The 20866-nt window shown below is 72.0% G+C and carries 21 protein-coding genes; 11 read left to right on the plus strand and 10 right to left on the minus strand.

Annotated elements, in window-relative coordinates; translation table 11 throughout:
• Nucleotides 1-77: 77 nt before the first annotated feature.
• Nucleotides 78-896 (plus strand): serine hydrolase domain-containing protein, encoded by an 819-nt coding sequence (locus PV721_RS04530; protein WP_319721507.1) that lies wholly within the window; start codon nt 78-80, stop codon nt 894-896.
• Here PV721_RS04530 and PV721_RS04535 read toward each other — a convergent pair.
• Nucleotides 893-1546: a pirin family protein gene (locus tag PV721_RS04535; RefSeq protein WP_319721478.1), complete on the minus strand. Its 654-nt coding sequence runs from the start codon at nt 1544-1546 to the stop codon at nt 893-895. The genes PV721_RS04530 and PV721_RS04535 overlap by 4 nt on opposite strands.
• Nucleotides 1547-1639: 93 nt before the next feature.
• On the opposite strand from PV721_RS04535, the gene PV721_RS04540 reads away from it, so the two are divergent.
• The 5 genes from PV721_RS04540 (at nt 1640) to fabF (ending at nt 6537) form a co-directional block, all read left to right on the plus strand.
• Complete coding sequence (locus PV721_RS04540) at nt 1640-2857, plus strand: PucR family transcriptional regulator (protein WP_319721479.1); 1218 nt, start codon at nt 1640-1642, stop codon at nt 2855-2857.
• A gap of 89 nt (nt 2858-2946) precedes the next feature.
• Nucleotides 2947-3864, plus strand: coding sequence for an ACP S-malonyltransferase (locus PV721_RS04545; protein ID WP_319721480.1), 918 nt, complete (start codon nt 2947-2949; stop codon nt 3862-3864).
• 19 nt (nt 3865-3883) lie between these two features.
• On the plus strand, nt 3884-4888 hold the full coding sequence (locus PV721_RS04550) for a ketoacyl-ACP synthase III (RefSeq protein ID WP_319721481.1): 1005 nt from the start codon (nt 3884-3886) through the stop codon (nt 4886-4888).
• Nucleotides 4889-4943: 55 nt separating this feature from the next.
• Complete coding sequence (locus tag PV721_RS04555) at nt 4944-5192, plus strand: acyl carrier protein (RefSeq protein WP_319721482.1); 249 nt, start codon at nt 4944-4946, stop codon at nt 5190-5192.
• Between the two features lie 79 nt (nt 5193-5271).
• Entirely contained in the window at nt 5272-6537 is a 1266-nt protein-coding gene (gene fabF / locus PV721_RS04560) for a beta-ketoacyl-ACP synthase II (protein WP_319721483.1), read from the plus strand.
• A gap of 68 nt (nt 6538-6605) precedes the next feature.
• Here fabF and PV721_RS04565 read toward each other — a convergent pair whose 3' ends face one another.
• A complete protein-coding gene (locus PV721_RS04565; protein WP_030160508.1) occupies nt 6606-7100 on the minus strand; it encodes a DUF3145 domain-containing protein in 495 nt (164 codons plus the stop codon).
• 249 nt (nt 7101-7349) lie between these two features.
• Here PV721_RS04565 and PV721_RS04570 point away from each other — a divergent pair, with 249 nt between their 5' ends.
• The gene (locus tag PV721_RS04570) at nt 7350-8246 is read left to right on the plus strand and encodes an SGNH/GDSL hydrolase family protein (protein ID WP_319721484.1); all 897 of its coding nucleotides are present in this window, start codon (nt 7350-7352) and stop codon (nt 8244-8246) included.
• A 109-nt stretch (nt 8247-8355) separates the two neighbouring features.
• On the opposite strand, the gene PV721_RS04575 is transcribed toward PV721_RS04570, so the two are convergent.
• The gene (locus tag PV721_RS04575) at nt 8356-10812 is read right to left on the minus strand and encodes a beta-glucosidase family protein (RefSeq protein WP_319721485.1); all 2457 of its coding nucleotides are present in this window, start codon (nt 10810-10812) and stop codon (nt 8356-8358) included.
• Between the two features lie 152 nt (nt 10813-10964).
• Here PV721_RS04575 and PV721_RS04580 point away from each other — a divergent pair, with 152 nt between their 5' ends.
• The gene (locus tag PV721_RS04580; protein WP_319721486.1) at nt 10965-11543 is read left to right on the plus strand and encodes a TetR/AcrR family transcriptional regulator; all 579 of its coding nucleotides are present in this window, start codon (nt 10965-10967) and stop codon (nt 11541-11543) included.
• Nucleotides 11544-11557: 14 nt separating this feature from the next.
• Here the strand turns inward: PV721_RS04580 and PV721_RS04585 are convergent, their stop codons facing one another.
• Complete coding sequence (locus PV721_RS04585; RefSeq protein WP_319721487.1) at nt 11558-12208, minus strand: hypothetical protein; 651 nt, start codon at nt 12206-12208, stop codon at nt 11558-11560.
• 151 nt (nt 12209-12359) lie between these two features.
• Here PV721_RS04585 and PV721_RS04590 point away from each other — a divergent pair, with 151 nt between their 5' ends.
• Nucleotides 12360-13076 carry a carbon-nitrogen hydrolase family protein gene (locus PV721_RS04590; protein ID WP_319721488.1) on the plus strand — a complete coding sequence of 239 codons (717 nt, stop codon included), beginning with the start codon at nt 12360-12362 and terminating at the stop codon, nt 13074-13076.
• 9 nt (nt 13077-13085) lie between these two features.
• On the opposite strand, the gene PV721_RS04595 is transcribed toward PV721_RS04590, so the two are convergent.
• From PV721_RS04595 to PV721_RS04605, 3 genes are all read right to left on the minus strand, one after another.
• Nucleotides 13086-14675, minus strand: a complete 1590-nt coding sequence (locus tag PV721_RS04595; protein ID WP_319721489.1) for a DUF2142 domain-containing protein — start codon at nt 14673-14675, stop codon at nt 13086-13088.
• Nucleotides 14676-14688: 13 nt separating this feature from the next.
• The gene (locus PV721_RS04600) at nt 14689-16371 is read right to left on the minus strand and encodes a hypothetical protein (protein ID WP_319721490.1); all 1683 of its coding nucleotides are present in this window, start codon (nt 16369-16371) and stop codon (nt 14689-14691) included.
• Nucleotides 16372-16575: 204 nt separating this feature from the next.
• Nucleotides 16576-16914: a helix-turn-helix domain-containing protein gene (locus PV721_RS04605; protein WP_319721491.1), complete on the minus strand. Its 339-nt coding sequence runs from the start codon at nt 16912-16914 to the stop codon at nt 16576-16578.
• Between the two features lie 97 nt (nt 16915-17011).
• Between PV721_RS04605 and PV721_RS04610 the strand changes: the two genes are divergently transcribed.
• Nucleotides 17012-17899 carry an NAD(P)-dependent oxidoreductase gene (locus PV721_RS04610; RefSeq protein ID WP_319721492.1) on the plus strand — a complete coding sequence of 296 codons (888 nt, stop codon included), beginning with the start codon at nt 17012-17014 and terminating at the stop codon, nt 17897-17899.
• 12 nt (nt 17900-17911) lie between these two features.
• On the opposite strand, the gene PV721_RS04615 is transcribed toward PV721_RS04610, so the two are convergent.
• The 3 genes from PV721_RS04615 to PV721_RS04625 all read right to left on the minus strand — a co-directional run bounded on the left by PV721_RS04615 (nt 17912) and on the right by PV721_RS04625 (nt 20326).
• On the minus strand, nt 17912-18739 hold the full coding sequence (locus tag PV721_RS04615) for an EI24 domain-containing protein (RefSeq protein WP_319721493.1): 828 nt from the start codon (nt 18737-18739) through the stop codon (nt 17912-17914).
• A 77-nt stretch (nt 18740-18816) separates the two neighbouring features.
• Nucleotides 18817-19239 (minus strand): organic hydroperoxide resistance protein, encoded by a 423-nt coding sequence (locus PV721_RS04620; RefSeq protein ID WP_030711289.1) that lies wholly within the window; start codon nt 19237-19239, stop codon nt 18817-18819.
• 64 nt (nt 19240-19303) lie between these two features.
• Entirely contained in the window at nt 19304-20326 is a 1023-nt protein-coding gene (locus tag PV721_RS04625) for an NADP-dependent oxidoreductase (RefSeq protein ID WP_319721494.1), read from the minus strand.
• Between the two features lie 95 nt (nt 20327-20421).
• On the opposite strand from PV721_RS04625, the gene PV721_RS04630 reads away from it, so the two are divergent.
• Entirely contained in the window at nt 20422-20847 is a 426-nt protein-coding gene (locus PV721_RS04630; protein ID WP_319721496.1) for a MarR family transcriptional regulator, read from the plus strand.
• Nucleotides 20848-20866 lie beyond the last annotated feature (19 nt).

The following is a 20866-nucleotide window of genomic DNA, read 5'->3' on the forward strand; positions in this document are numbered from 1 at the left end:
ACCCCACGCTAAAACCCTGGAGTGCACTCCAAGCAAGTAGGCTCGGCCGCATGGAAAGCATGGAGGCCGTCAACGGCATGGAAAGCCTGCGGATCATCGAAACCTGGCCGGTGGACACGGCCGCGGCGGCCGTCGTACGCGCCGACGGGAGCCTCGCCGGCGCCCACGGGCCCGTCGACCACCGCTTCGCGCTGGCCTCCGTGACCAAGCCGCTCGCCGCGTACGCCGCCCTCGTCGCGTACGAGGAAGGGGCGATCGAGCTGGACGAGCCGGCCGGGCCCGAGGGGTCGACGGTCCGTCACCTGCTGGCGCACACCAGCGGCCTGGCCTTCGACGAGCACCGGGTGTCGGCCCCGCCCGGGGAGCGCCGGCTGTACTCCAACGCCGGCTTCGAGGTGCTCGGCGACCACATCGCCAAGGCCACCGGCATCCCCTTCGCGGAGTACGTGCACCAGGCGGTCTTCGAGCCGCTGGGCATGACGCGGACCACCCTGGAGGGCTCGCCCGCCAAGGACGGCGTCTCCACCGTGTCCGACCTCCTGCGCTTCGCCGCCGAGCTGCAGGCGCCCCGGCTGCTCGACGTCCGTACGGTCGCCGCGGCCACCTCCGTCGTGCACCCCGGGCTCAAGGGCGTCCTGCCGGGGTACGGGCACCAGTCCCCCAACGACTGGGGCCTCGGCATGGAGATCCGCGACGGCAAGTCCCCGCACTGGACGGGCCTGTCCTCCTCGCCCCGCACCTTCGGGCACTTCGGCCAGGCCGGCACCTTCCTGTGGGTGGACCCGGACGCGCGCGCCGCGTGCGTGGCGCTGACGGACCGCGCCTTCGGCCCGTGGGCCGTTGCGGCCTGGACCCCGTTCACGGACGCGGTCCTGGCCGAACTGCGCCCGGCCTAGGGAAGTTCCCAGATCAGCAGTTCCCCCGGGGACCCGGCGGTGATCTCCAGGTCCCGTTCGGCGGTGATCCGCACCGAGTCCCCGGGGCCCAGTTCCTCCCCGTCCAGGCGCAGGTCACCGCGCACCACGTGCAGGTACACCCGCTCCGCCGCCGGCACGGCCACCCGCTCGCCCGATCCGGGCCGCCGCACGTGCAGTACGGCGCCGGCCGCCGGGACCTCGTAGGGCGTGTCGTCGGCGATGTCCCGGACCACCTCGTACGAGGGCTCGCCGCCCGCGGCGAGGGGCGCGAGCCACATCTGCACGAAGCGCAGCCGCCCGACGCCGTCGTTGCGCTCCACGTGCCGCGCGCCCGATCCGGCGCTCAGCCGCTGCACGTCCCCGGCCCGGACCAGGCCCTTCTCGCCGGTGCTGTCCTGGTGGGTGAGCTCTCCCTCGACGACCCAGGTCACGATCTCGGTGTGACTGTGGGGGTGCTCGTCGAATCCGGCGCCCGCGGCGAGGAGCTCTTCGTTGCAGGCCAGGACGGGGCCGAAGCGCAGATTGTCCGGGTCGTAGAAGGACCCGAAGGAGAAGGCGTGCCGGGTGGCGATCCCGGCGGCCGGGTCCCCGCCCTCGTACCGGTCGGCGCCTCGGCGTACATCAATCATGGGAGCCACGGTAGACCCAGTCGCGGCACGGGGTCGCGGGCCCGGCCCGGTACCGGACTCCGCGCACCCGTCCCGATAAGGCAGTCTTGTCACGTGCCCCAACCCGAACGTGAGCATTCGCCCGCCACACACTCCGCGCATCCCGCTCCCGCCCATCCGCACACCGCGACGCTGCGCCGACTGGAGAAGTCCTCCGGCCGGCTCGCCGCCAACGCGATCGCGCGGATGGACGAGACCCTGCCGTGGTACCGGGCGATGCCACCCGAGAACCGGTCCTGGATCGGCCTGGTGGCGCAGGCCGGCATCGCCGCGTTCACCGAGTGGTTCCGGCACCCGGAGACCCCGCAGGCGATCTCCACCGACGTGTTCGGAACGGCGCCGCGCGAGCTGACCCGGGCGATCACCCTGCGCCAGACCGTCGAGATGGTCCGCACCACGATCGAGGTCATGGAGACCGCGATCGAGGAGGTGGCGGCCCCGGGCGACGAGCAGATCCTGCGCGAGGCGCTGCTCGTGTACGCCCGGGAGATCGCCTTCGCGACGGCCCAGGTGTACGCGCAGGCCGCCGAGGCGCGCGGGGCGTGGGACGCGCGGCTGGAGTCCCTGGTCGTCAACGCGGTGCTGTCCGGCGAGGCCGACGAGGGTGCACTCTCCCGGGCGGCGGCGCTGGGATGGAACTCCCCCGAGCACGTGTGCGTGGTGCTCGGCACCGCGCCGGAGGGGGACAGCGAGCTGACGGTGGAGGCGATCCGGCGGGCGGCCCGCCACCACAAGCTGCAGGTCCTCACCGGAGTCCTCGGGGACCGGCTGGTCGTCATCGCGGGCGGCAGCGACAACCCGATGCAGGTGGCGAAGTCGCTGATCGGGCCGTTCGCGGCCGGTCCGGTCGTGGCCGGCCCGGTGGTCTCCGACCTGCTGAACGCGACGAAGTCGGCGCAGGCCGCGGCGGCCGGGCTGAAGGCCTGTACGGCATGGCAGGATGCCCCGCGTCCGGTTCTGGCGGACGATCTCCTGCCGGAACGCGCGATCGCCTCCGATCCCGCTGCCAGGGAACAACTGGTGGAGGAGATCTACAGACCGCTGGAAGAGGCCGGCTCTGCGCTGCTGGAGACGCTGAGCGTGTACCTGGAGCAGGCGAGCAGCCTCGAAGGGGCGGCGCGGATGCTGTTCGTGCACCCCAACACGGTGCGCTACCGGCTGCGACGTGTGACCGACGTCACCGGATGGTCACCCTCCGATGTCCGCTCGGCGTTCACGCTGCGAATCGCCCTGATTCTGGGGCGTCTGGCCGACGGCGATCTCCAGTCCTAGACTTTTGTCGGACATCAACAATTACCCCGACGGTTCTTCGTCCCTGTCCCCACCGGCGGCCGGGACCATCCACAAGAGAGAGTGTGAGGGTGCTCGTACTCGTCGCTCCCGGCCAAGGCGCTCAGACGCCCGGCTTCTTGACTCCCTGGCTCGACCTCCCCGGTGCCGCTGACCGCGTCGCCGCCTGGTCCGACGCCATCGGGCTGGACCTTGCCCACTACGGCACGAACGCTGACGCCGACGAAATCCGCGACACGGCCGTGGCCCAGCCCCTGCTGGTCGCCGCGGGCCTGCTGTCGGCCTCGGCGCTGCCCGATTCCCTGACCTTCGGTGCCGTCGCGGGCCACAGCGTCGGCGAGATCACCGCCGCCGCCTACGCCGGCGTGCTGTCCGAGGCCGACGCGCTGTCGTTCGTCCGGACCCGCGGTCTCGGCATGGCCGAGGCCGCCGCCGTCACCGAGACCGGCATGGCCGCGGTCCTCGGCGGTGACCGCGACGTGGTCGTCGCCCACCTGGAGAAGCTGGGTCTGACCCCGGCCAACATCAACGGCGCGGGCCAGATCGTGGCCGCCGGCACCATGGAGCAGATCGCTGCCCTGGAGGCCGACAAGCCCGAAGGCTCCATGAAGATCGTCGCCCTCAAGGTCGCGGGCGCCTTCCACACGCACCACATGGCCCCCGCGGTGGCCACGCTCGCGAAGGCCGCCGAGGCCCTCTCCCCGGCGGACCCGGTGCTGAAGTACGTCTCGAACAAGGACGGCCTTGTCGTCACCACGGGCGCCGACGTCGTCGCCCGCCTGGTCGGCCAGGTCGCGAACCCGGTCCGCTGGGACCTGTGCATGGAGACGTTCGCCGAACTGGGCGTCACGGGGATCATCGAGCTCTGCCCCGGTGGCACCCTGACGGGTCTGGCCAAGCGCGCGCTGAAGGGCGTACCGAGCGTGGCGCTGAAGACCCCGGACGATCTCGACAAGGCCGCGGCGCTCGTCGCCGAACTGACGGCCTGAGAGAAGGAGCCCACACAGCATGTCCAAGATCAAGCCGGCCAAGGGCTCCCCGTACGCCCGCATCCTCGGGGTCGGCGGCTACCGCCCGACCCGTGTGGTGCCCAACGAGGTCATCCTCGAGACCATCGACTCGTCCGACGAGTGGATCCGCTCCCGCTCGGGCATCGCGACCCGCCACTGGGCCTCGCCCCAGGAGACGGTCGCCGCGATGTCGGTGGAGGCCTCGGGCAAGGCGCTGGCCGATGCCGGTGTCGCCCCCGAGCAGATCGGTGCCGTGATCGTCTCGACGGTCTCGCACTTCAAGCAGACCCCGGCCATCGCGACCGAGATCGCGCACCGGATCGGCGCGGTCAAGCCCGCCGCCTTCGACATCTCCGCGGGCTGTGCCGGTTTCGGCTACGGTCTGACCCTGGCCAAGGGCATGGTGGTGGAAGGTTCGGCGGAGTACGTCCTCGTCATCGGCGTGGAGCGGCTCTCGGACCTGACCGACCTGGAGGACCGCGCGACGGCCTTCCTGTTCGGCGACGGTGCAGGCGCCGTGGTCGTCGGTCCCTCGGACGAGCCGGCCATCGGCCCCACGGTGTGGGGTTCGGAGGGCGACAAGTCCGACACGATCAAGCAGACCGTGCCGTGGGACGAGTTCCGCGCCAAGGACACCGCCGAGAAGTTCCCGGCCATCACGCAGGAGGGTCAGGCGGTCTTCCGCTGGGCCGTCTTCGAGATGGCCAAGGTGGCCCAGCAGGCGCTCGACGCCGCCGGGATCACCGCGGACGACCTGGACGTCTTCATCCCGCACCAGGCGAACATGCGGATCATCGACTCGATGGTGAAGACTCTGAAGCTGCCGGAGCACGTCACGGTCGCCCGTGACGTGGAGACCACCGGCAACACGTCGGCCGCCTCGATTCCGCTCGCTATGGAGCGGCTCCTGGCGACCGGAGCGGCGAAGAGCGGCGACACCGCGCTCGTCATCGGCTTCGGGGCGGGGCTCGTCTACGCCGCGACGGTCGTTACCCTCCCCTAGGACCGGGATCCACATCCCGGTCTTCCTACCCAGTTACCCAGAGAAGGAGCGCCACATGGCCGCCACGCAGGCAGAGATCGTCGAGGGTCTCGCGGAGATCGTCAACGAGATCGCGGGTATCCCGGTCGAGGACGTCCAGATCGAGAAGTCCTTCACCGACGACCTGGACGTCGACTCGCTGTCCATGGTCGAGGTCGTCGTCGCCGCCGAAGAGCGCTTCGACGTCAAGATCCCGGACGAGGACGTCAAGAACCTCAAGACGGTCGGCGACGCCGCGGACTACATCGCGAAGCACCAGGCCTGAGCCTGACGAGCGTTTGTCGCCACCTGGCGGTGGCGCCGTGACAATTCAGCACCCCCTGAGACGTGGAGAAAGAATTCCTGTGAGCCCGACCAATCGCACCGTGGTCGTCACCGGTATCGGCGCAACCACTCCGCTGGGTGGCGACAGCGCTTCGACCTGGGAAGGTCTGCTTGCCGGCCGTTCCGGCGTAACGCCCCTGGAGGGCGAGCGCTTCGCCGAACTCCCGGTACGCATCGCCGCCCGTGCCGCCGTGGACCCGAGCGAGGTACTGCCCCGGCCGCTGGCCCGCAAGCTCGACCGCTCGGCGCAGTTCGCCGTCATCGCGGCGCGCGAGGCGTGGGCCGACGCCGGCTACGCCGCCCCCGCCGGCGAGGACGAGAAGATCCGGCCCGAGCGCCTGGGCACCGTGATCGCCTCCGGTATCGGCGGCGTCACCACCCTGCTCGACCAGTACGACGTGCTGAAGGAAAAGGGTGTGCGCCGGGTCTCCCCGCACACCGTCCCCATGCTCATGCCGAACGGCCCGTCGGCCAACGTCGGCCTCGAGGTCAACGCCCAGGCGGGCGTGCACACTCCGGTCAGCGCCTGCGCCTCCGGCGCCGAGGCCATCGGCTACGCCGTCGAGATGATCCGTACCGGCCGTGCCGACGTGGTCGTCGCGGGTGGCACCGAGGCGGCGATCCACCCGCTGCCCATCGCCGCGTTCGCCAACATGATGGCGATGTCCAAGAACAACGAGAACCCCGAGCAGGCCTCCCGTCCGTACGACAAGGGCCGTGACGGCTTCGTACTGGGCGAGGGCGCGGGCGTCGTCGTCCTGGAGTCCGCCGAGCACGCCGCCGCGCGCGGTGCCCGGGTCTACTGCGAGGTGCTGGGCCAGGGTCTGTCCGCGGACAGCCACCACATCGCGCAGCCGGAGCCGACCGGTCGCGGTGTCGCGGCCGCGGTGCAGAACCTGCTCGACAACACGGGCCTCGACCCGGCCGAGCTGGTCCACCTGAACGCGCACGCCACGTCGACCCCGCAGGGTGACACGGCCGAGCTGAAGGCGCTGCGCAAGGTGCTGGGCGACGACCTCGACCACATCGCGATCTCCGCGACCAAGTCGATGACCGGTCACCTGCTGGGCGGCGCGGGCGGTATCGAGACCGTCGCGACCGTGCTGGCGCTCTACAACCGGCTGGCCCCGCCGACGATCAACGTCGACGACCTCGACGAGGACATCGACGCGGACATCGTGCGCGGCGAGCCCCGCAAGCTGCCGGCCGACGGCCCGATCTCCGCGATCAACAACTCCTTCGGCTTCGGCGGTCACAACGTCACCCTGGCGTTCCGCACCGTCTGATCCCGTACCGCACGACGAAGGGCCCCGCGCAGCAGTCGCTGTGCGGGGCCCTTCGCCTCGTAAGGGGTTCAGACGACCTGGTGGAGCCAGCGGACCGGGGCGCCCTCGCCCGCGTAGCGGAAGGGCTCCAGTTCGTCGTCCCAGGGCTTGCCGAGCAGTTTGGCGATCTCCGCCTCCAGGTCGGTCTCGCCGCGTGCGGACCGGGCGAGGGCGGCGCGCAGCCGGTCCTCCGGGATCAGGATGTCGCCGTGCATGCCGGTGACGGCGTGGAAGATGCCGAGCTCCGGGGTGGAGCTGTAGCGCTCGCCCTCGGCGGTCGGGCACGGCTCCGCGGTCACCTCGAAGCGCAGCAGGTGCCAGCCGCGCAGCGCGGAGGCGAGTTTCGAGGCGGTGCCCGCTTCGGCCTGCCAGGAGAACTCGGCTCTCCAGGTGCCCGGGGAGGCGGGCTGCCTGATCCAGTCGAGGTTCACCCGCACCCCGAGCACGCCCGCAACAGCCCATTCCACATGCGGGCAGAGCGCGCGCGGTGCGGAATGCACGTACAGAACTCCACGTGTCGTCACCGGGACCTCCAGTGGTGGACGAGGTCGGGAATAAACTCCAGAAAACGGACAGTATGTGACGTGACGTAATGTAACGGAAATTATTTGACATTGCGCTACGGGACCTGCGGCCGAAACGCCACGGGAAAAAGCTACCGTGCGCCAGGGGTCGTGGTGTGACGTACGGTCGCTCCAAGGCCCGTAAACACAGAGCTTTCACTCAGCAGGACCCCCCGAACGATGCGGGGGCGACGAGGAGGACCCCTTCCCATGCGCACCACCGCTCCGCGCCGCCGCGCGCGCCGGATCCTCGCGGGCGCGGGTGCGACGGCCGTGCTGCTGGCCGGCTCGGTGACGGGGTGCAGTCCGGGCGCGTCGCGCGGCGAGGGCGAGCGCGGGGCGCAGGCCGCTCCGCGCTGGAACACGGCGCCGACTTCGGTCGCGGCCGTGGGCGACTCCATCACGCGCGGTTTCGACGCCTGTTCGGTCCTGGCCGACTGCCCCGAGGTCTCGTGGGCCACCGGGAACGACCCCGCGGTGCGCTCCCTCGCCGCCCGGCTGCTCGGGGACGCCGGGGTGCCCGCCCGGAGCTGGAACTACGCGGTGACCGGCGCACGGATGGCGGACCTGCCGGGACAGCTGGCGGAGGCCGCCGCGCACAAGCCCGACCTGGTCACGGTCATGGTGGGCTCGAACGACGCCTGCCGGCCCACCGCTTCGTCGATGACGCCGGTGGCGGAGTTCCGGGACGGATTCGAGAAGGCCCTCGCCGGGCTCCGGACCGCGTCCCCCTCCTCCCAGGTGTACGTCTCCAGCGTGCCGGACCTCCAACGGCTGTGGGAGCAGGGCAAGGACCTGCCGATGGTGCGGCAGGTCTGGAAGCTGGGCATCTGTCAGTCGATGCTCGCCGATCCGCTGTCGGCGGCGACGGGGGCGACGGCCCGTCGCGAGCAGGTGCGGGCGCGCGTGGTCGAGTACAACGAGGTGCTGCGCGAGGTCTGCGCGAGGGACGCACTGTGCCGCTACGACGGCGGGGCGGTGTTCCAGTACCCCTTCGCGGCGGATCAGTTAAGCCGCTGGGACTGGTTCCATCCGGGCAAGGACGGGCAGGCGCGGCTGGCGGAACTGGCGCACCGCCAGGTGACGGCCGCCGAACCGCCACGTTGACGCCGCTGTGCACGGAGGGTCCGGGGGCGAGTGACAGGACTCGCCCCCGGACCGGCTTTCAAGGGTGTTTCAGGGGTGATTTCCAGCCACTTCCGATGGTTACGGTGTGTTATGCGATGTCGAGCGTGGCCGTCAGCCGGGTGTCGCCGTGCGAGTGGCTCGCCCGGACCTCGTAGGTCCCGCCGATCCGCTGCCAGCCGGAGGTCTCCTGGTCCCAGATCTCGAAGGCCCTGGCGGGCAGGGCGATCACGGCCTCGACGGTCTCACCGGGTCCCGCCGAGACGCCCGCGAAGGCCGCCAGCCAGCTCGCGGGGCGCTCCACGGGGTCGCAGACGGGGGCGAGGTAGACCTGGACGACCTCGCGGCCGGGCCGGGTACCGCTGTTGGTGAGGCGGACCCGGACCGTGTCGGCGGTGGCCTCCACGGACTCGTACGCCCAGTCGGTGTAGCCGAGGCCGTGGCCGAAGGGGAAGGCGGGGGCCACGCCGTGCTTCTCGTAGGCCCGGTAGCCGATGAAGAGGCTCTCCCCGTACTCCAGGCGCCCCTCGGTGGGGACGACTTCGGTGACGGGCGCGTCCGCGAACCGCGCGGGCCACGTGGTGGGCAGCCGCCCGCCGGGCTCCGCGTCGCCGAGGAGTACGTCGGCCAGCGCGGCCCCGCCCTCCTGCCCGGGGAACCAGGTCAGCAGCACGGCGGCGACGTCCTCGCGCCACGGGAGCTCCACCGGGGAGCCCGCGTTGACGACGACCACGGTGTTCGGGTTGACGGCGGCGACGGCGCGCACCAGGTCGTCCTGGCGGCCCGGGAGGGTGAGGTCCTGCCGGTCGAAGCCCTCGGACTCCACGCGCTCGGTGGTGGCGACGACCACGACGGCGGTGTCGGCGGCGCGGGCGGCTGCCACGGCCTCGGCGATCAGCTCGTCGGGGTCGCTCCGCGGGCCGAGGTGGAGCAGCGAGAACATGATCGCCTTGAGCGGCAGCGCCGACACGTCGGGGACCTGGTAGGTCAGCGACACCTCGACGGGCTCGCCCTCGGCGATGGTGACGCGGGCGCGCTCGCTGGGGGCGCCGAAGAAGGCCTCGAAGGGGTCGGCCTCGTTGCCCATCTCCTGGACGCCCTCCCAGAGGGTCCGCCCGTCGACCGCGAGGCTGAAGGCGCCCAGTCCGCGGGTGCCGAAGGCGTGCTCGCCGCTCTCGCGCGGGACGAACGTGCCGGAGACCTCGATGCTCGCCATGGTCTCGTACGTGGCGCCGGCGGGCAGGTCGTCGCCGATCCACTGGACCTGGCCGGTCGGCAGGCTGCCCTCGCCGATGACGGCGCCGGAGGCGTCGCGGCAGACGGCGCGGAGCTCGAAGCCCTGGTCCGCGGGGACCAGTTCGTCGGAGGGGTCGGCGCCGACGCTGAAGGTGAGGGCGCCGTCCGGAAGGGCGGCGGCGAGGCCGTCGAGCGGGGAGACGATCCGCTCGGGGAAGACCGTGGCGCTGCCGCCGCCGAGGACGCGGGCGTCGCGGGCCGCGGCGCCGCAGAGGGCGACGGTGCGGCCCCCGGAGGCGTCGAGCGGCAGGGCGGCGCTCCTGTCGGGCACGGCCTCGTTGCGCACGAGGACGAAGCCGCGGGCGGCGAGCTCGCGGGCCAGCGCCTGCCCGTCGACCGGGGCCGGGGCGGCCTCGACGACGGCGGGCGCGCCCTCCAGGGCACCGACGCGGGCGGCGAGGCGCAGGACGTTGCGCACGGCGTCGTCGACGACGGACTCGGATACCTCCCCGGCGCGGACGGCCTCGGCGAGGGCGGGCCCGTAGACGGTGGTGGGGCCGGGCATGGCCACGTCCAGGCCGCCTTCGATGTCGCCGGTGGTGGAGCGGGCGGCCATCCAGTCGGAGACGTTGTACCCGTCGAAGCCCCATTCGCCGCGCAGGACTTCGTTCACCAGGTACCGGTGCTCGGTCATCGTCGTGCCATTGACCTGGTTGTACGCGGTCATGATGCCCCACGGGTGGGCGTTCGCGACGATGGCCTCGAAAGGCGCCAGGTACAGCTCGCGCAGCGGGCGCGGGGCGATGACGGAGTCGACGGTGAACCGGTCGGTCTCGGCTTCGTTGCCGACGAAGTGCTTGACGGTGGTGCCGACCCCGCCGTCCTGGACGCCGTTCACGTAGCCGCTGCCGATGGCCCCGGTCAGGTGCGGGTCCTCGGAGTAGCACTCGAAGTGGCGGCCGCCGAGCGGGGAGCGGTGCAGGTTGACCGTGGGTGCGAGCAGGACGTGGACGCCCTTGCGGCGGGCCTCCTGGGCGAGGAGCCGGCCGGCGCGGCGGGCGAGCTCGGGGTCCCAGGCGGCGGCGAGCGCGGTCGGGGAGGGCAGGGCGATGGACGGGTCGTCGGCGGTCCAGCGCACGCCGCGGACCCCGATGGGGCCGTCGGACATGACCAGGGACTGCAGCCCGATCTCGGGGAGGGCGGGCAGCGACCACATGTCCTGCCCGGCCAGCAGCCGGGCCTTGGTGTCGAGATCGAGCTTCCCGAGCGCCACTTCGACGACGCTGGTGCGGACCTGATCGGCATCGGTCACGGCCGTGCCTCCTCGTTGGGTGCGGTGGTGCGGTGCGGTGCCCCCATCGTGGACCTGTTACCTGTTGAACGGTAGGGTTCGTAATCTTTTCGTGATATTGAGATGACGTACGGTCCTGCTGGCAGGTGTCGTACGGGAAGGGGTGCGGGGCGATGGTCAGGGCGAGGAGCGAGGAGCGCCGCGGGGAGATCGTCCGCGCGGCCGTCGAGGTGATCGCGGAGCGCGGCTACCGGGGCGCGTCCCTGGGCACGGTCGCCGAACGCGTGGGCCTGACCCAGCAGGGGCTGCTGCACTACTTCCCGACCAAGGAGGCGCTGCTGGTCGCGGTGCTGGAGGAGCGCGACCGCTGGGACACCGGCGGCGGCTCACGCGCCGCGGCCGACACCTGGCGCCTCGACCTGCTGGCCTCGCTGGTGGAGTACAACGCGATGCGCCCGGGCATCGTGCAGACCTTCTCGGCGTTGCTGGGCGAGAGCGTCACCGACGGGCACCCGGCGCGGGAGTTCTTCACCGAGCGCTACGCCCAGGTCCGCGCGGAGATGGCGGCGGTGCTGCGCGCCGAGTTCGGCGACCGGCTCCCCTCGGGCCTCACGCCGCAACAGGCGGCTCCGCTGCTGACGGCCGTCATGGACGGACTCCAGTACCAGTGGCTGCTCGCCCCCGAGTCGGTGGACATGCCCGCCGCCTTCCGCTCCTTCCTGACCCTCCTGCGGGGGCCCGCGGACTCCTAGGGAGTGCCGGGGGGCTAGGGCGGGCCGAGCAGCGGGTCGTGGACCGGGCAGGACGGCCGGCGGCGGGGCACCCGGTAGTACGCCCGGTCGCGGAGCCGGCCCGTCCAGGGCTCCGCGGTGGACGGCCGTTTGACGAGGACGTGCCGGCTGCTGCCCGCCACCAGGTACCTGCGGTACTCGTCCAGCAGTGGGTCCACCGCCCCCAGGAACCCCCGTATCTGATCCTCCACCAGGCAGAACGGGCAGTCCCGGCCGGGCGGCAGGTGGAACTGCCGGCCCTCCGGCCGGGCGTCGCTACCGAAGGCGGTGAGGACCAGCGCGCCGGTGTAGGTCACGCACACGCCCATCACCTGGGGGCCCTCGGAGCCCGCGACGTGCCCCACGAGGTCCCGGAAGCGGGCGGTGTCCGCGCGCTCGATGCGTTCGAGCGCGGTCCTGGCCGCGGCGACGGTGTTGACCACCGCGGCCACCAGGGAGACCGCGACGACGGCCGGCACCGCCCACGGCGGCCCCTCGCCCCACAGCAGCCACAGCGTTCCCACGTTCAGCACGATCATGAAGGCCACGGCCGCCCGCAGCCCCGCGCCGGACGTCCGCACGACCCGGTACGCGAGGACCAGGAAGGCACCGGTGAGGACCGGCTGGACCCAGTCGGGGGCCGTCACCGGGCCGAACCGTCACGTCGCATCGGACACCCCCGCCCGCCGAACCGTCGACCGCGCTCCGTGAGCGCGTCGTCACAGCATCCCTCCGCCCCGCCGGTACGTCGACCCCCCGGAAGAACCCGGGCGCCACCCGGCTGGCATCCTCGGCCGGATGAAGATCGCCGCAGCCCAGATGACCTGCGTCCCCGCCGACGTCCACGCCAACGTCGCGCAGACAGCCGCTCTCGCCGCCGCGGCCCGCGAACAGGGCGCCGGGCTGGTGGTGTTCCCAGAGTTCACGCTCACCGGTTACGAACTGGACGCGCTGGCCTCCGACCCCGGCCTGTGGACGGCCGCCGACGACCCGCGCCTGGACCCGCTGCGCTCCGCCGGCATCGCCACCGCCGTCAACGTCGCCCTGCCCACCGCCGGGCCGCGCCCCGCCATCGCGACGCTCGTGCACGATGCGGACGGGGCGCACGTGACGACGTACGCGAAGCAGCACCTCTTCCGGCACGAGCAGGACGTCTTCGCGCCCGGCGCGGATGACGGGCGCTTCGAACTCGGCGGGATCCGCTTCTCCTTGGGCGTCTGCTACGACAACCACTTCCCCGAACTGTCCGGCCGGGGCGCGGCCGACGGCTGCCGGGTGCACCTGGCGAGCTCCCTGTACGGGACGGGCGACGGGATCGGGGAGCGCGCCACCGTGTACCCGGGGATCGCGAAGGACCACGGCCTGTACGTCGTCCTCGCCAACCACGTCGGCCCGGCGGGCCCGTGGACCGGCTGCGGCCGCGCGGCCGTGTGGGCCCCCGGCGGCTCCCTGCTCGCCCAAGCGGACGACCGTACGCCGTCGGTGGTGACCGCCGAGGTCGGCCCCGCCGCCTGACGGGGTGCGTCAGGCGGGCTCGGGCACCCGCGTCGCCTCGCGGTCCGCCCGCGGGACGTCGAGGTCCGGGAGCTGCGGCGCGGCGGCCTTGCGGTCCGAGACCAGGGCGGGCACGACGACGGCGAGGGCCGCCACCGCGTACACGCCGGTCCAGAGGACCCAGCCGCCGGGCGGGGCCCAGTGCGCCGAGGTCGGCACCCACGAGGCCTTGTTGCCGACGGCGAACCGGCGCAGGGTCCAGTAGAACGCCGCCACGTTGGCCAGCGCCAGGCCGCCGATGGAGAGGCCGACCAGCCGCCGCCAGGGGAATCCGCGCCCGGGGACGCGCGTGGCGCAGATCAGCACGGCCATCAGCGGCAGGCCGACGGCGAAGGGCAGCAGGTAGCGGCCCTGCCACACCATGCCGATCCGCTCCGCCTCCGAGGCCTGCGCGGCCACCGGCACCATCACGATGGCCACCAGCATGCCGAGCACCGCCACCACGTCGCGCTTGTGGCCGTAGACCAGCGCCAGCGCGACGAGCGTCGCGAGCACCGCCATCCACACCAGGTACAGCAGGGCCGGGCCCGGGGTGTCCAGCCAGCCGAAGAATCCGACCATCTGCTTGATGTACCAGTCGGTGTTGCCGAGGGTGCGCTTCGCGGCCACGGCCGCGGTGAGCGAGTCGGGGATGTCTATCCGGGAACGGTCCGGGTGCCTCGCCGCCCAGTACAGCGCACCGGCCGTCGCCAGGCCCAGCAGGGCCGTCCAGAGCCACAGGGCCTTGCGGCGCAGCACGGCTCCCAGCACTCCGCGCCGCTGCGTCAGCAGCAGGCAGAAGACCACCGCTCCGCCGAACCAGATCAGTCCGAGGGGCCGGATGTTGATCAGGACCAGGCCGCCGGTGCCCAGCCTGGCCAGCCGCCGGTTCAGCAGCACCGGGTCGGGTGACAGGACGATCGACAGCAGGGCCGTCCACACCAGGATCCCGGCGGCGATCTCGCCGCCGCTGGGGTTGAGCATGCCGGACATGTAGAGCGTCATCGGCGTGGCGGCGGCGAGCACGCCGAGCATCGCCAGCGAGCGGCGCCGCCATTCGGCGGCCGTGACCACCGCGCTCGCCAGCAGGGCAGAGCAGAGCAGCGCCGACATGAAGCGCATCAGGTACAGCCCCTTGGGGCCGTCGGCGAGCAGGCTCGGCCAGCCGGTCGCCAGGTAGTACGCCGGGTGGTAGCGGCCGGCCGCCGTGGGGACCTGGACGATCTTCTCGGAGTCGCCGAGCGAGGGCGCGCAGGACGCGGGCTGGGACTGGCGCCACGCGTAGCACTCGTGCACCGTGGCCAGGTTCCCGTACCACTCCGGGAGCTGCATCCCGGCCTCGGCGAACTGCCCGTCGATTCCCGCCACCCGGTGCGGGACCATCACCAGGGGTCCGCTGATCTGGCCCCGGGCGGCGGCCGCGGCGCGGACGAAGTGCGCGTGTTCGTCGGGAGAGCCGCCGATGGGGCTGGCGGCGGACCAGGAGCCCGCGAGCGCGAAGAACAGCGCGAACGAGATCAGCCAGAGCCGCCTGGGTGTCCTCGCGGACCAGTCGGCCAGCCGCGTCAGTGCGGAGATCATCGGTTCCCCCGGGTCATCGGATGAAGCTCAGCCAGCTCTGGTCGCCGTCCTTGGAGCAGGTGCCGCCGGGCGCGTACTCCGGGCAGCTGCCGTCCCGTTCCGTGATGGTGTGCGAGACCCACGGCAGGATCCGGTACGTGTTCTCCTTGGCCGGCATGTAGCGGTCGGCCATCGAGGAGGAGACGGTGCCGAGGAGCAGGAGCAGCGCGCACAGGGCTCCGATCACCGCGCCCTCGCGACCGGGGAAGCCGGTGCCCGCCGTACCGCTCACGGTCTCGGAGCCGGCCCCGGACTCCGCCCGGCGCTCGGCCATCCGCTGCGAGACCAGGTGGACGACCAGGGCGCACAGCAGCAGCCCGCAGTAGAGGAGCTGGTTGTTCGTGCGGGTGTAGAGCTGGACGGTCTGCGTCTCGTACATGTGCGAGGCGATGTACATGCGCATCACCCACGCGCTGATGAACATCGCGGCGACGGTGACCACCATCGGCCTGCGGATGCCCAGCCAGATCGCGGCGCCGAGGCAGACGAAGGTGACGAGGGCGAACAGGCCCACCCCGCCGTACTCGCCGGGCGGCGGCCACTCGCCGACCTTGCCGGGCATGTCCGTGCGCCACATCAGGTAGTACGCCGGGTCGGTGAAGTTGTCGAACCGGAAGTTGTAGTCCTTGGTGGTCTGGCCCTCGGTCAGCATGACCGCCAGGTAGCGGCCGGCGACCACGAGGAAGGCCGCCAGGGAGGCGCCGAGGAAGGCCGCTCCCTTGAGCCGGCCGAGCCGGCCGGTCCGCCACGGGAAGTACAGCAGCGCGGCGAACAGGACACCCGCCGCGCTCCACAGGAACCAGCCCGAGTAGGTGAGGAACAGCACGCCGAGGAGCGCGCCGAACCCGGCGCCCTTGAGCAGGAGCGGCCGCCAGCCCTGCGTGCCGCTGCGGCTCAGCGACACGACCATCGCGACCAGGACCGGGACGAGCACCACGAGCACGGTCTGGCTGTACGGCTTGTACGCGTCGATCAGCGCGAAGGCCGGGGCGACGCCGAAGGCGAGGGCCCGGACCGGGCCGAGCAGCATGCGCCAGCTGAGGTAGACCAGCGGCCCGAAGGCGGCGGCGCCGAGGATCTGGAGGTCCTTGAACGCGTACGCGGTGTTGCCGCCGCGGAACCACTCGGCGTAGTGGCCGAGGGTGTGGAGGGGAGCCGGCGGGTAGACCGGCGAGCCCGAGGGGCGGCCGTTGGCCACCGCGTGGGCCCACTCCACGATGCGGCCGCTGTCGCCGTTGAGGCCGAACATCGGCCAGGGCGTCCCGTGGAGGGCGACGACCGCGCCGGCGGCGACGAAGCCGCTGGCCAGGCCCGCGAGGGCGGCGGCGGCGATCCGGGCGGCCAGGTCGAAGTGCCGGCCTCCCCGCAGCCGCATCGCCAGCGCCACCGCGGCGATGAACAGCAGTCCGACGAGCGCGAACCGCAGCTGGATCGCGGCGAGGCCGCTGACCTGCGCGATCCGGTCCAGGGGGTCGAGCTTGAAGCGGACGGCCAGCAGCGGGAGCACGAGCGCCGCGCCGAACGCGACGACGGCTTCGAGGAGCAGGAGCGTTCCGCGGGAACCGAGACCGTGCCGGACGGCGGGTATCGGGCGGGCGGGCGCGTCCGGTCCGCCCGGGGGCAGCACGGCGACCGTGCCCTCGGTACTGACTGTCACTGCTGTGTCCCTACTGCTGGTCGGTCCTCGGCCCGGCGGCCGGTCGTGGCTCGGCAAGCCGCTGCCCGGCTCCGGTCTGCTCCGCGGAGCTGCGGGCCTGGGCGGACTCAAAGGCAGTGAGAGACGGCCTCGGCACTTGCTGCCGCCATGCATACTACGGGCCCGCCGGGGGGTGGCGGAGGCCTCCGGCCGATCACGAGTCGGCTACGCGGAGTCCGGTAGCAGGTGTTTTGCACCCCACTCCCCCAGGGACTCCAGGGCCGCGTTCAGGCTCTGGCCCCGCGGGGTCAGGGAGTACTCGACGCGCGGCGGGACCTCGTCGTGGACCTCGCGGTGCACGATGCCGTCCGTCTCCAGCTCGCGCAGCTGCGCCGCGAGCACCTTCTCGGAGACGCCGGGGACGAGCCTGCGCAGTTCACCGAACCGGCGTCGCGGGCTCCGCTCCAGCTCCCACAGGAGCGAAACCTTCCATTTGCCGTCGATCACCGACATCGCCGCGGCGATCCCGCAATGATCGGCACCGGGCCTTCGTGTCGCCGCCATCGCGCACCCCTCCCCACCTGTTCGCTCACCTTGGGGTAACCACCCACTCCAAAGTGCGTACTTGAGCGCCTCACAGCCTGCCAGCAGGCTAAACGCCATGACTGACAACACGCCTCAGCACTCGCTCACCCTGCTCGGACTCGGCGACATGGGCACCGCCCTCGCCCGTACCTGGCTCGCCGCCGGCCACCGGCTCACCGTCTGGAACCGCACCGCCGCCAAGGCCGCGGCCCTGGCCGCCGAAGGGGCCCTCGTCGCCGCGAGCCCCGCGGAGGCCGTCGCCGCGAACGGGCTCGTCGTGGTCTGCCTGCTGGACGACCCCTCCGTCGGCTCCGCCCTGGACGGCATCGACCTGACCGGCAAGGACGTGGTGAACCTGACCACCGGCACCCCGGCCGAGGGCAGGGCGCGGGCCGCCTGGGCCGAGGAGCGCGGGGCCCGGTTCGTGGACGGCGGGATCATGGCCACGCCGACGATGATCGGCGCCCCCGAGGCCGGCGGGTACGTCTTCTACAGCGGCTCGCGCGCGCTCTTCGACACCCACCGGGCGACCCTGGAGATCCCGGCCGGGGCCCGTTTCGTCGGGGAGGACGCCGGTCACGCCGCCCTGCACGACGTGGCGCTGCTCAGCGCGATGTGGGGGATGTTCGCCGGCATCTCGCACGCCTACGCGCTGATCGAGGGCGAGGACATCGCCCCGAAGGACCTGGCTCCGCTGCTGTCCGAGTGGCTGGGCGCGATGGGCTTCTTCGTCGGCAACGCCGCCGAGCGGCTGACCTCGCGGGACTTCACCTCGGGCGTGGTGTCCAACCTGGCCATGCAGGTCGCGGGCACCGGCACCATGCTGCGCACCGCCGAGGAGCAGGGCGTCAGCACCGAGCTGGTCTCCCCGTACGTGAACCTGCTGCGGCGCCGGCTGGCCGCGGATCCGGCCGCCCACGGCGGGGAGGACACGGTCGGGGCTCTCCTGCTGCTGAAGCGGTAGGCGGGGTGGCGGTTACGAGTACGCGGGCGGCGGCGGTCCGAAGCCGGCCGGGGCCTCCGGTGCGGCCGGGCCGCCCGGCGCCGTCCCGGCGGAGGGCGCCTCGTCGACGGCCATGAGGTCCCGCGCCATCAGCGTGGCCCCGGCCACCGCGCCCGGCATCAGGAACACCGCGACCAGCGGCACCAGGAACGACAGCACCAGCGGCACCCCGAAGCCGAGCACCAGCATCCGCCGCGACCGCAGCAGCTCCAGCCGCTCGGCCAGGTCCACCTTGCGGCGCTGCAGGGCCACGGCGGTGAGCTCCTGGGTCAGGAAGTACCCGGAGACGCAGAACCCGAGCGCCGGGACCACGGTCTGCCCGATCACCGGGATGAAACCGAGGGCGAAGAGCAGGATCCCGTAGAGCAGCACCCGTGCGAGCACCTTCACGCTGTCCCGGGCCGAGATCCACAGCTCCCGCCAGAGCGGCAGCCCGGACTGCGGGACGTCGCCGCCCTCGCTGCGGTCGACCTGCTCCGAGAGGGACTCGTAGAAGGGCTGTCCGATCAGCAGGGTCACGGCGGTGAAGGTGATCACCGCGAGGAAGAGCCCGAGGCCGAAGACCAGCGCGGTCAGGAAGCCGCGGAAGAGCCCGAGCCACGGCCTGGACCAGTCGTCGGCGAAGGGGGTGCCCCAGGCGGTCAGGTCGTCGGCCCCGTAGCCGAGCCCGATCAGCGCGCCGGCGTAGAGGACCAGCGAAACGAGCCCGGGCAGCAGCCCGAAGCCCAGCCACCGGCCGTGCCGGAACACCCACCGCTGTCCGGCCAGCAGATACCGGAAGCCCCCCGCAAGATCACGCATGGGGCCAGTTTAAGGCTGCGGTGCACGGCGAAGGCCGCACCCCTGACGGGGTGCGGCCTTCGCTGAGCGGTGCCGGATCAGACGGCGAGCTCGACGGTGATGTTGCCGCGGGTCGCCTTGGAGTACGGGCAGACCTCGTGGGCCTTCTCGATGAGGTCCTTGGCGGTGGCGGCGTCCACGTTGGGGATCACGGCGGAGATCTTGACGATCAGGCCGAAGCCCTCGTCGTTCTTGCCGATGCCGACCTCGGCGGTGACCGTGGAGCCGGAGATGTCGGCGTTCACGTTCTTGGCGACGACACCCAGGGCGCCCTGGAAGCAGGCGCTGTAGCCGGCGGCGAACAGCTGCTCCGGGTTGGTGCCGGCGCCGCTGCCACCGAGCTCCTTCGGCGGGTTCACGACGACGTCGAGCTGGCCGTCGTTGGTGGCGACGCGACCGTCACGGCCGTTCTCGGCGGTGGCTATGGCGGTGTACGCGACGTCGGACTGCTGGATGGACATGTAAGGAAATCCTCCTGGTAATCGCCGCGACTCGCGCCCACGGTCACGACGGTGTGCAGTGAGCCTAACCGGTGAAAGAAACGATCATCTTTCCGGTGTTCTCGCCGCGCAGCATGCCGAGGAAGGCGGACGTCGCGTTCTCGACGCCCTCGACGACCGTCTCGTCGTACCGGAGCTCACCGGAACGCAGCCATCCGGCGACGTCCTGGACGAACTGCGGCTGCAGGCCGGCGTGGTCGTTGACGAGGATGCCCTGGAGCCGCAGCCGCTTGCCGATGACCTGCATCAGGTTGCGCGGGCCGGGGGCGGCCTCGGTGTCGTTGTAGCCGGCGATCGCGCCGCACAGGGTGGCCCGGCCGTTCACGTTCAGGGAGGAGATGGCGGCCTCGAGGTGGTCGCCGCCGACGTTGTCGAAGTAGACGTCGATGCCCTCGGGGGCGGCGTCCCGCAGCTGCTCGGCGACGGGGCCGTTCTTGTAGTTGAAGGCGGCGTCGAAGCCGTACTTCTCCGTGAGCAGCGTCACCTTCTCGTCCGAGCCGGCGGAGCCGATGACCCGGGAGGCGCCCTTGATCTTGGCGAACTGGCCGACGAGGCCGCCGACCGCACCGGCCGCGCCGGAGACGAAGACGGCGTCGCCCTCCTTGAAGGAGCCGACCTCGAAGAGGCCTGCGTAGGCGGTCAGGCCCGGCATGCCGAGGACGCCGAGGTAGGCGGAGAGCGGGGCGAGCGAGGCGTCCACCTTGGTGGCGAACTTCGCGTCGAGCTCCGCGTACTCGCGCCAGCCCAGGTGGTGCAGCACGTGGTCGCCGACGGCGAACCCCTCGGCGGCGGAGGCGACGACCTCACCGACGGCGCCGCCCTGCATCGGCTCGTCCAGCTGGAACGGCGGGATGTAGGACTTCACGTCGTTCATCCGGCCGCGCATGTAGGGGTCCACGGACATGTGGAGGTTGCGCACGAGGATCCGGCCGGCGGCGGGCTCGGCGGACACGGGGGCCTCGCGCAGGGCGAAGTCCTCGGCTACGGGCCAGCCCTGCGGGCGACGGACGAGGTGCCACTCGCGGCTCACGGCGGGGATCTCAGACATGGGGCGCTCCTGGTAAGAACGAATTTGCTTCACTAGGTGAAACAACCATGCGCCTGGATATTTCATGTTGTCAAGTAAATGGGTACGCTGGTTCCATGCCCAGTCGTCGCGTAGACCCAGTGACCATCGAAGTCGTCGAGCTCATCGGCGACGTCGTGGCCCGCTATCACATGGAGTACGAGCACGCGGCCGCCAGCCACCAGCTCACCGGCGCCCAGGCCAAGGTGCTGAACATGCTCTCGCTGGAGCCCATGCCGATGCGGCGCATCGCGGTGAAGCTGCGGTGCGAGCCCTCGAACGTGACCGGGATCGTCGACCGGCTGGAGACCCGCGGCCTGGTCGAGCGCCGCCCGGACCCGGCCGACCGGCGGGTCAAGCTGGCCGCCCCCACCGAGGAGGGAGTGCAGACCGCGGAGCGGCTGCGGGAGTCGCTGGACTTCGCGCGCGAACCGCTGGCCGGGCTGTCCCCGGCGGAGCGGGCGATGCTGCGGGACCTGCTCAAGCGGATGCTCGGCGGGTAGGGGGCGGGACGCCCCCTGG

Origin of the sequence: Streptomyces sp. MB09-01 (genome assembly GCF_033794505.1) — a bacterium.
Classification (GTDB): domain Bacteria; phylum Actinomycetota; class Actinomycetes; order Streptomycetales; family Streptomycetaceae; genus Streptomyces.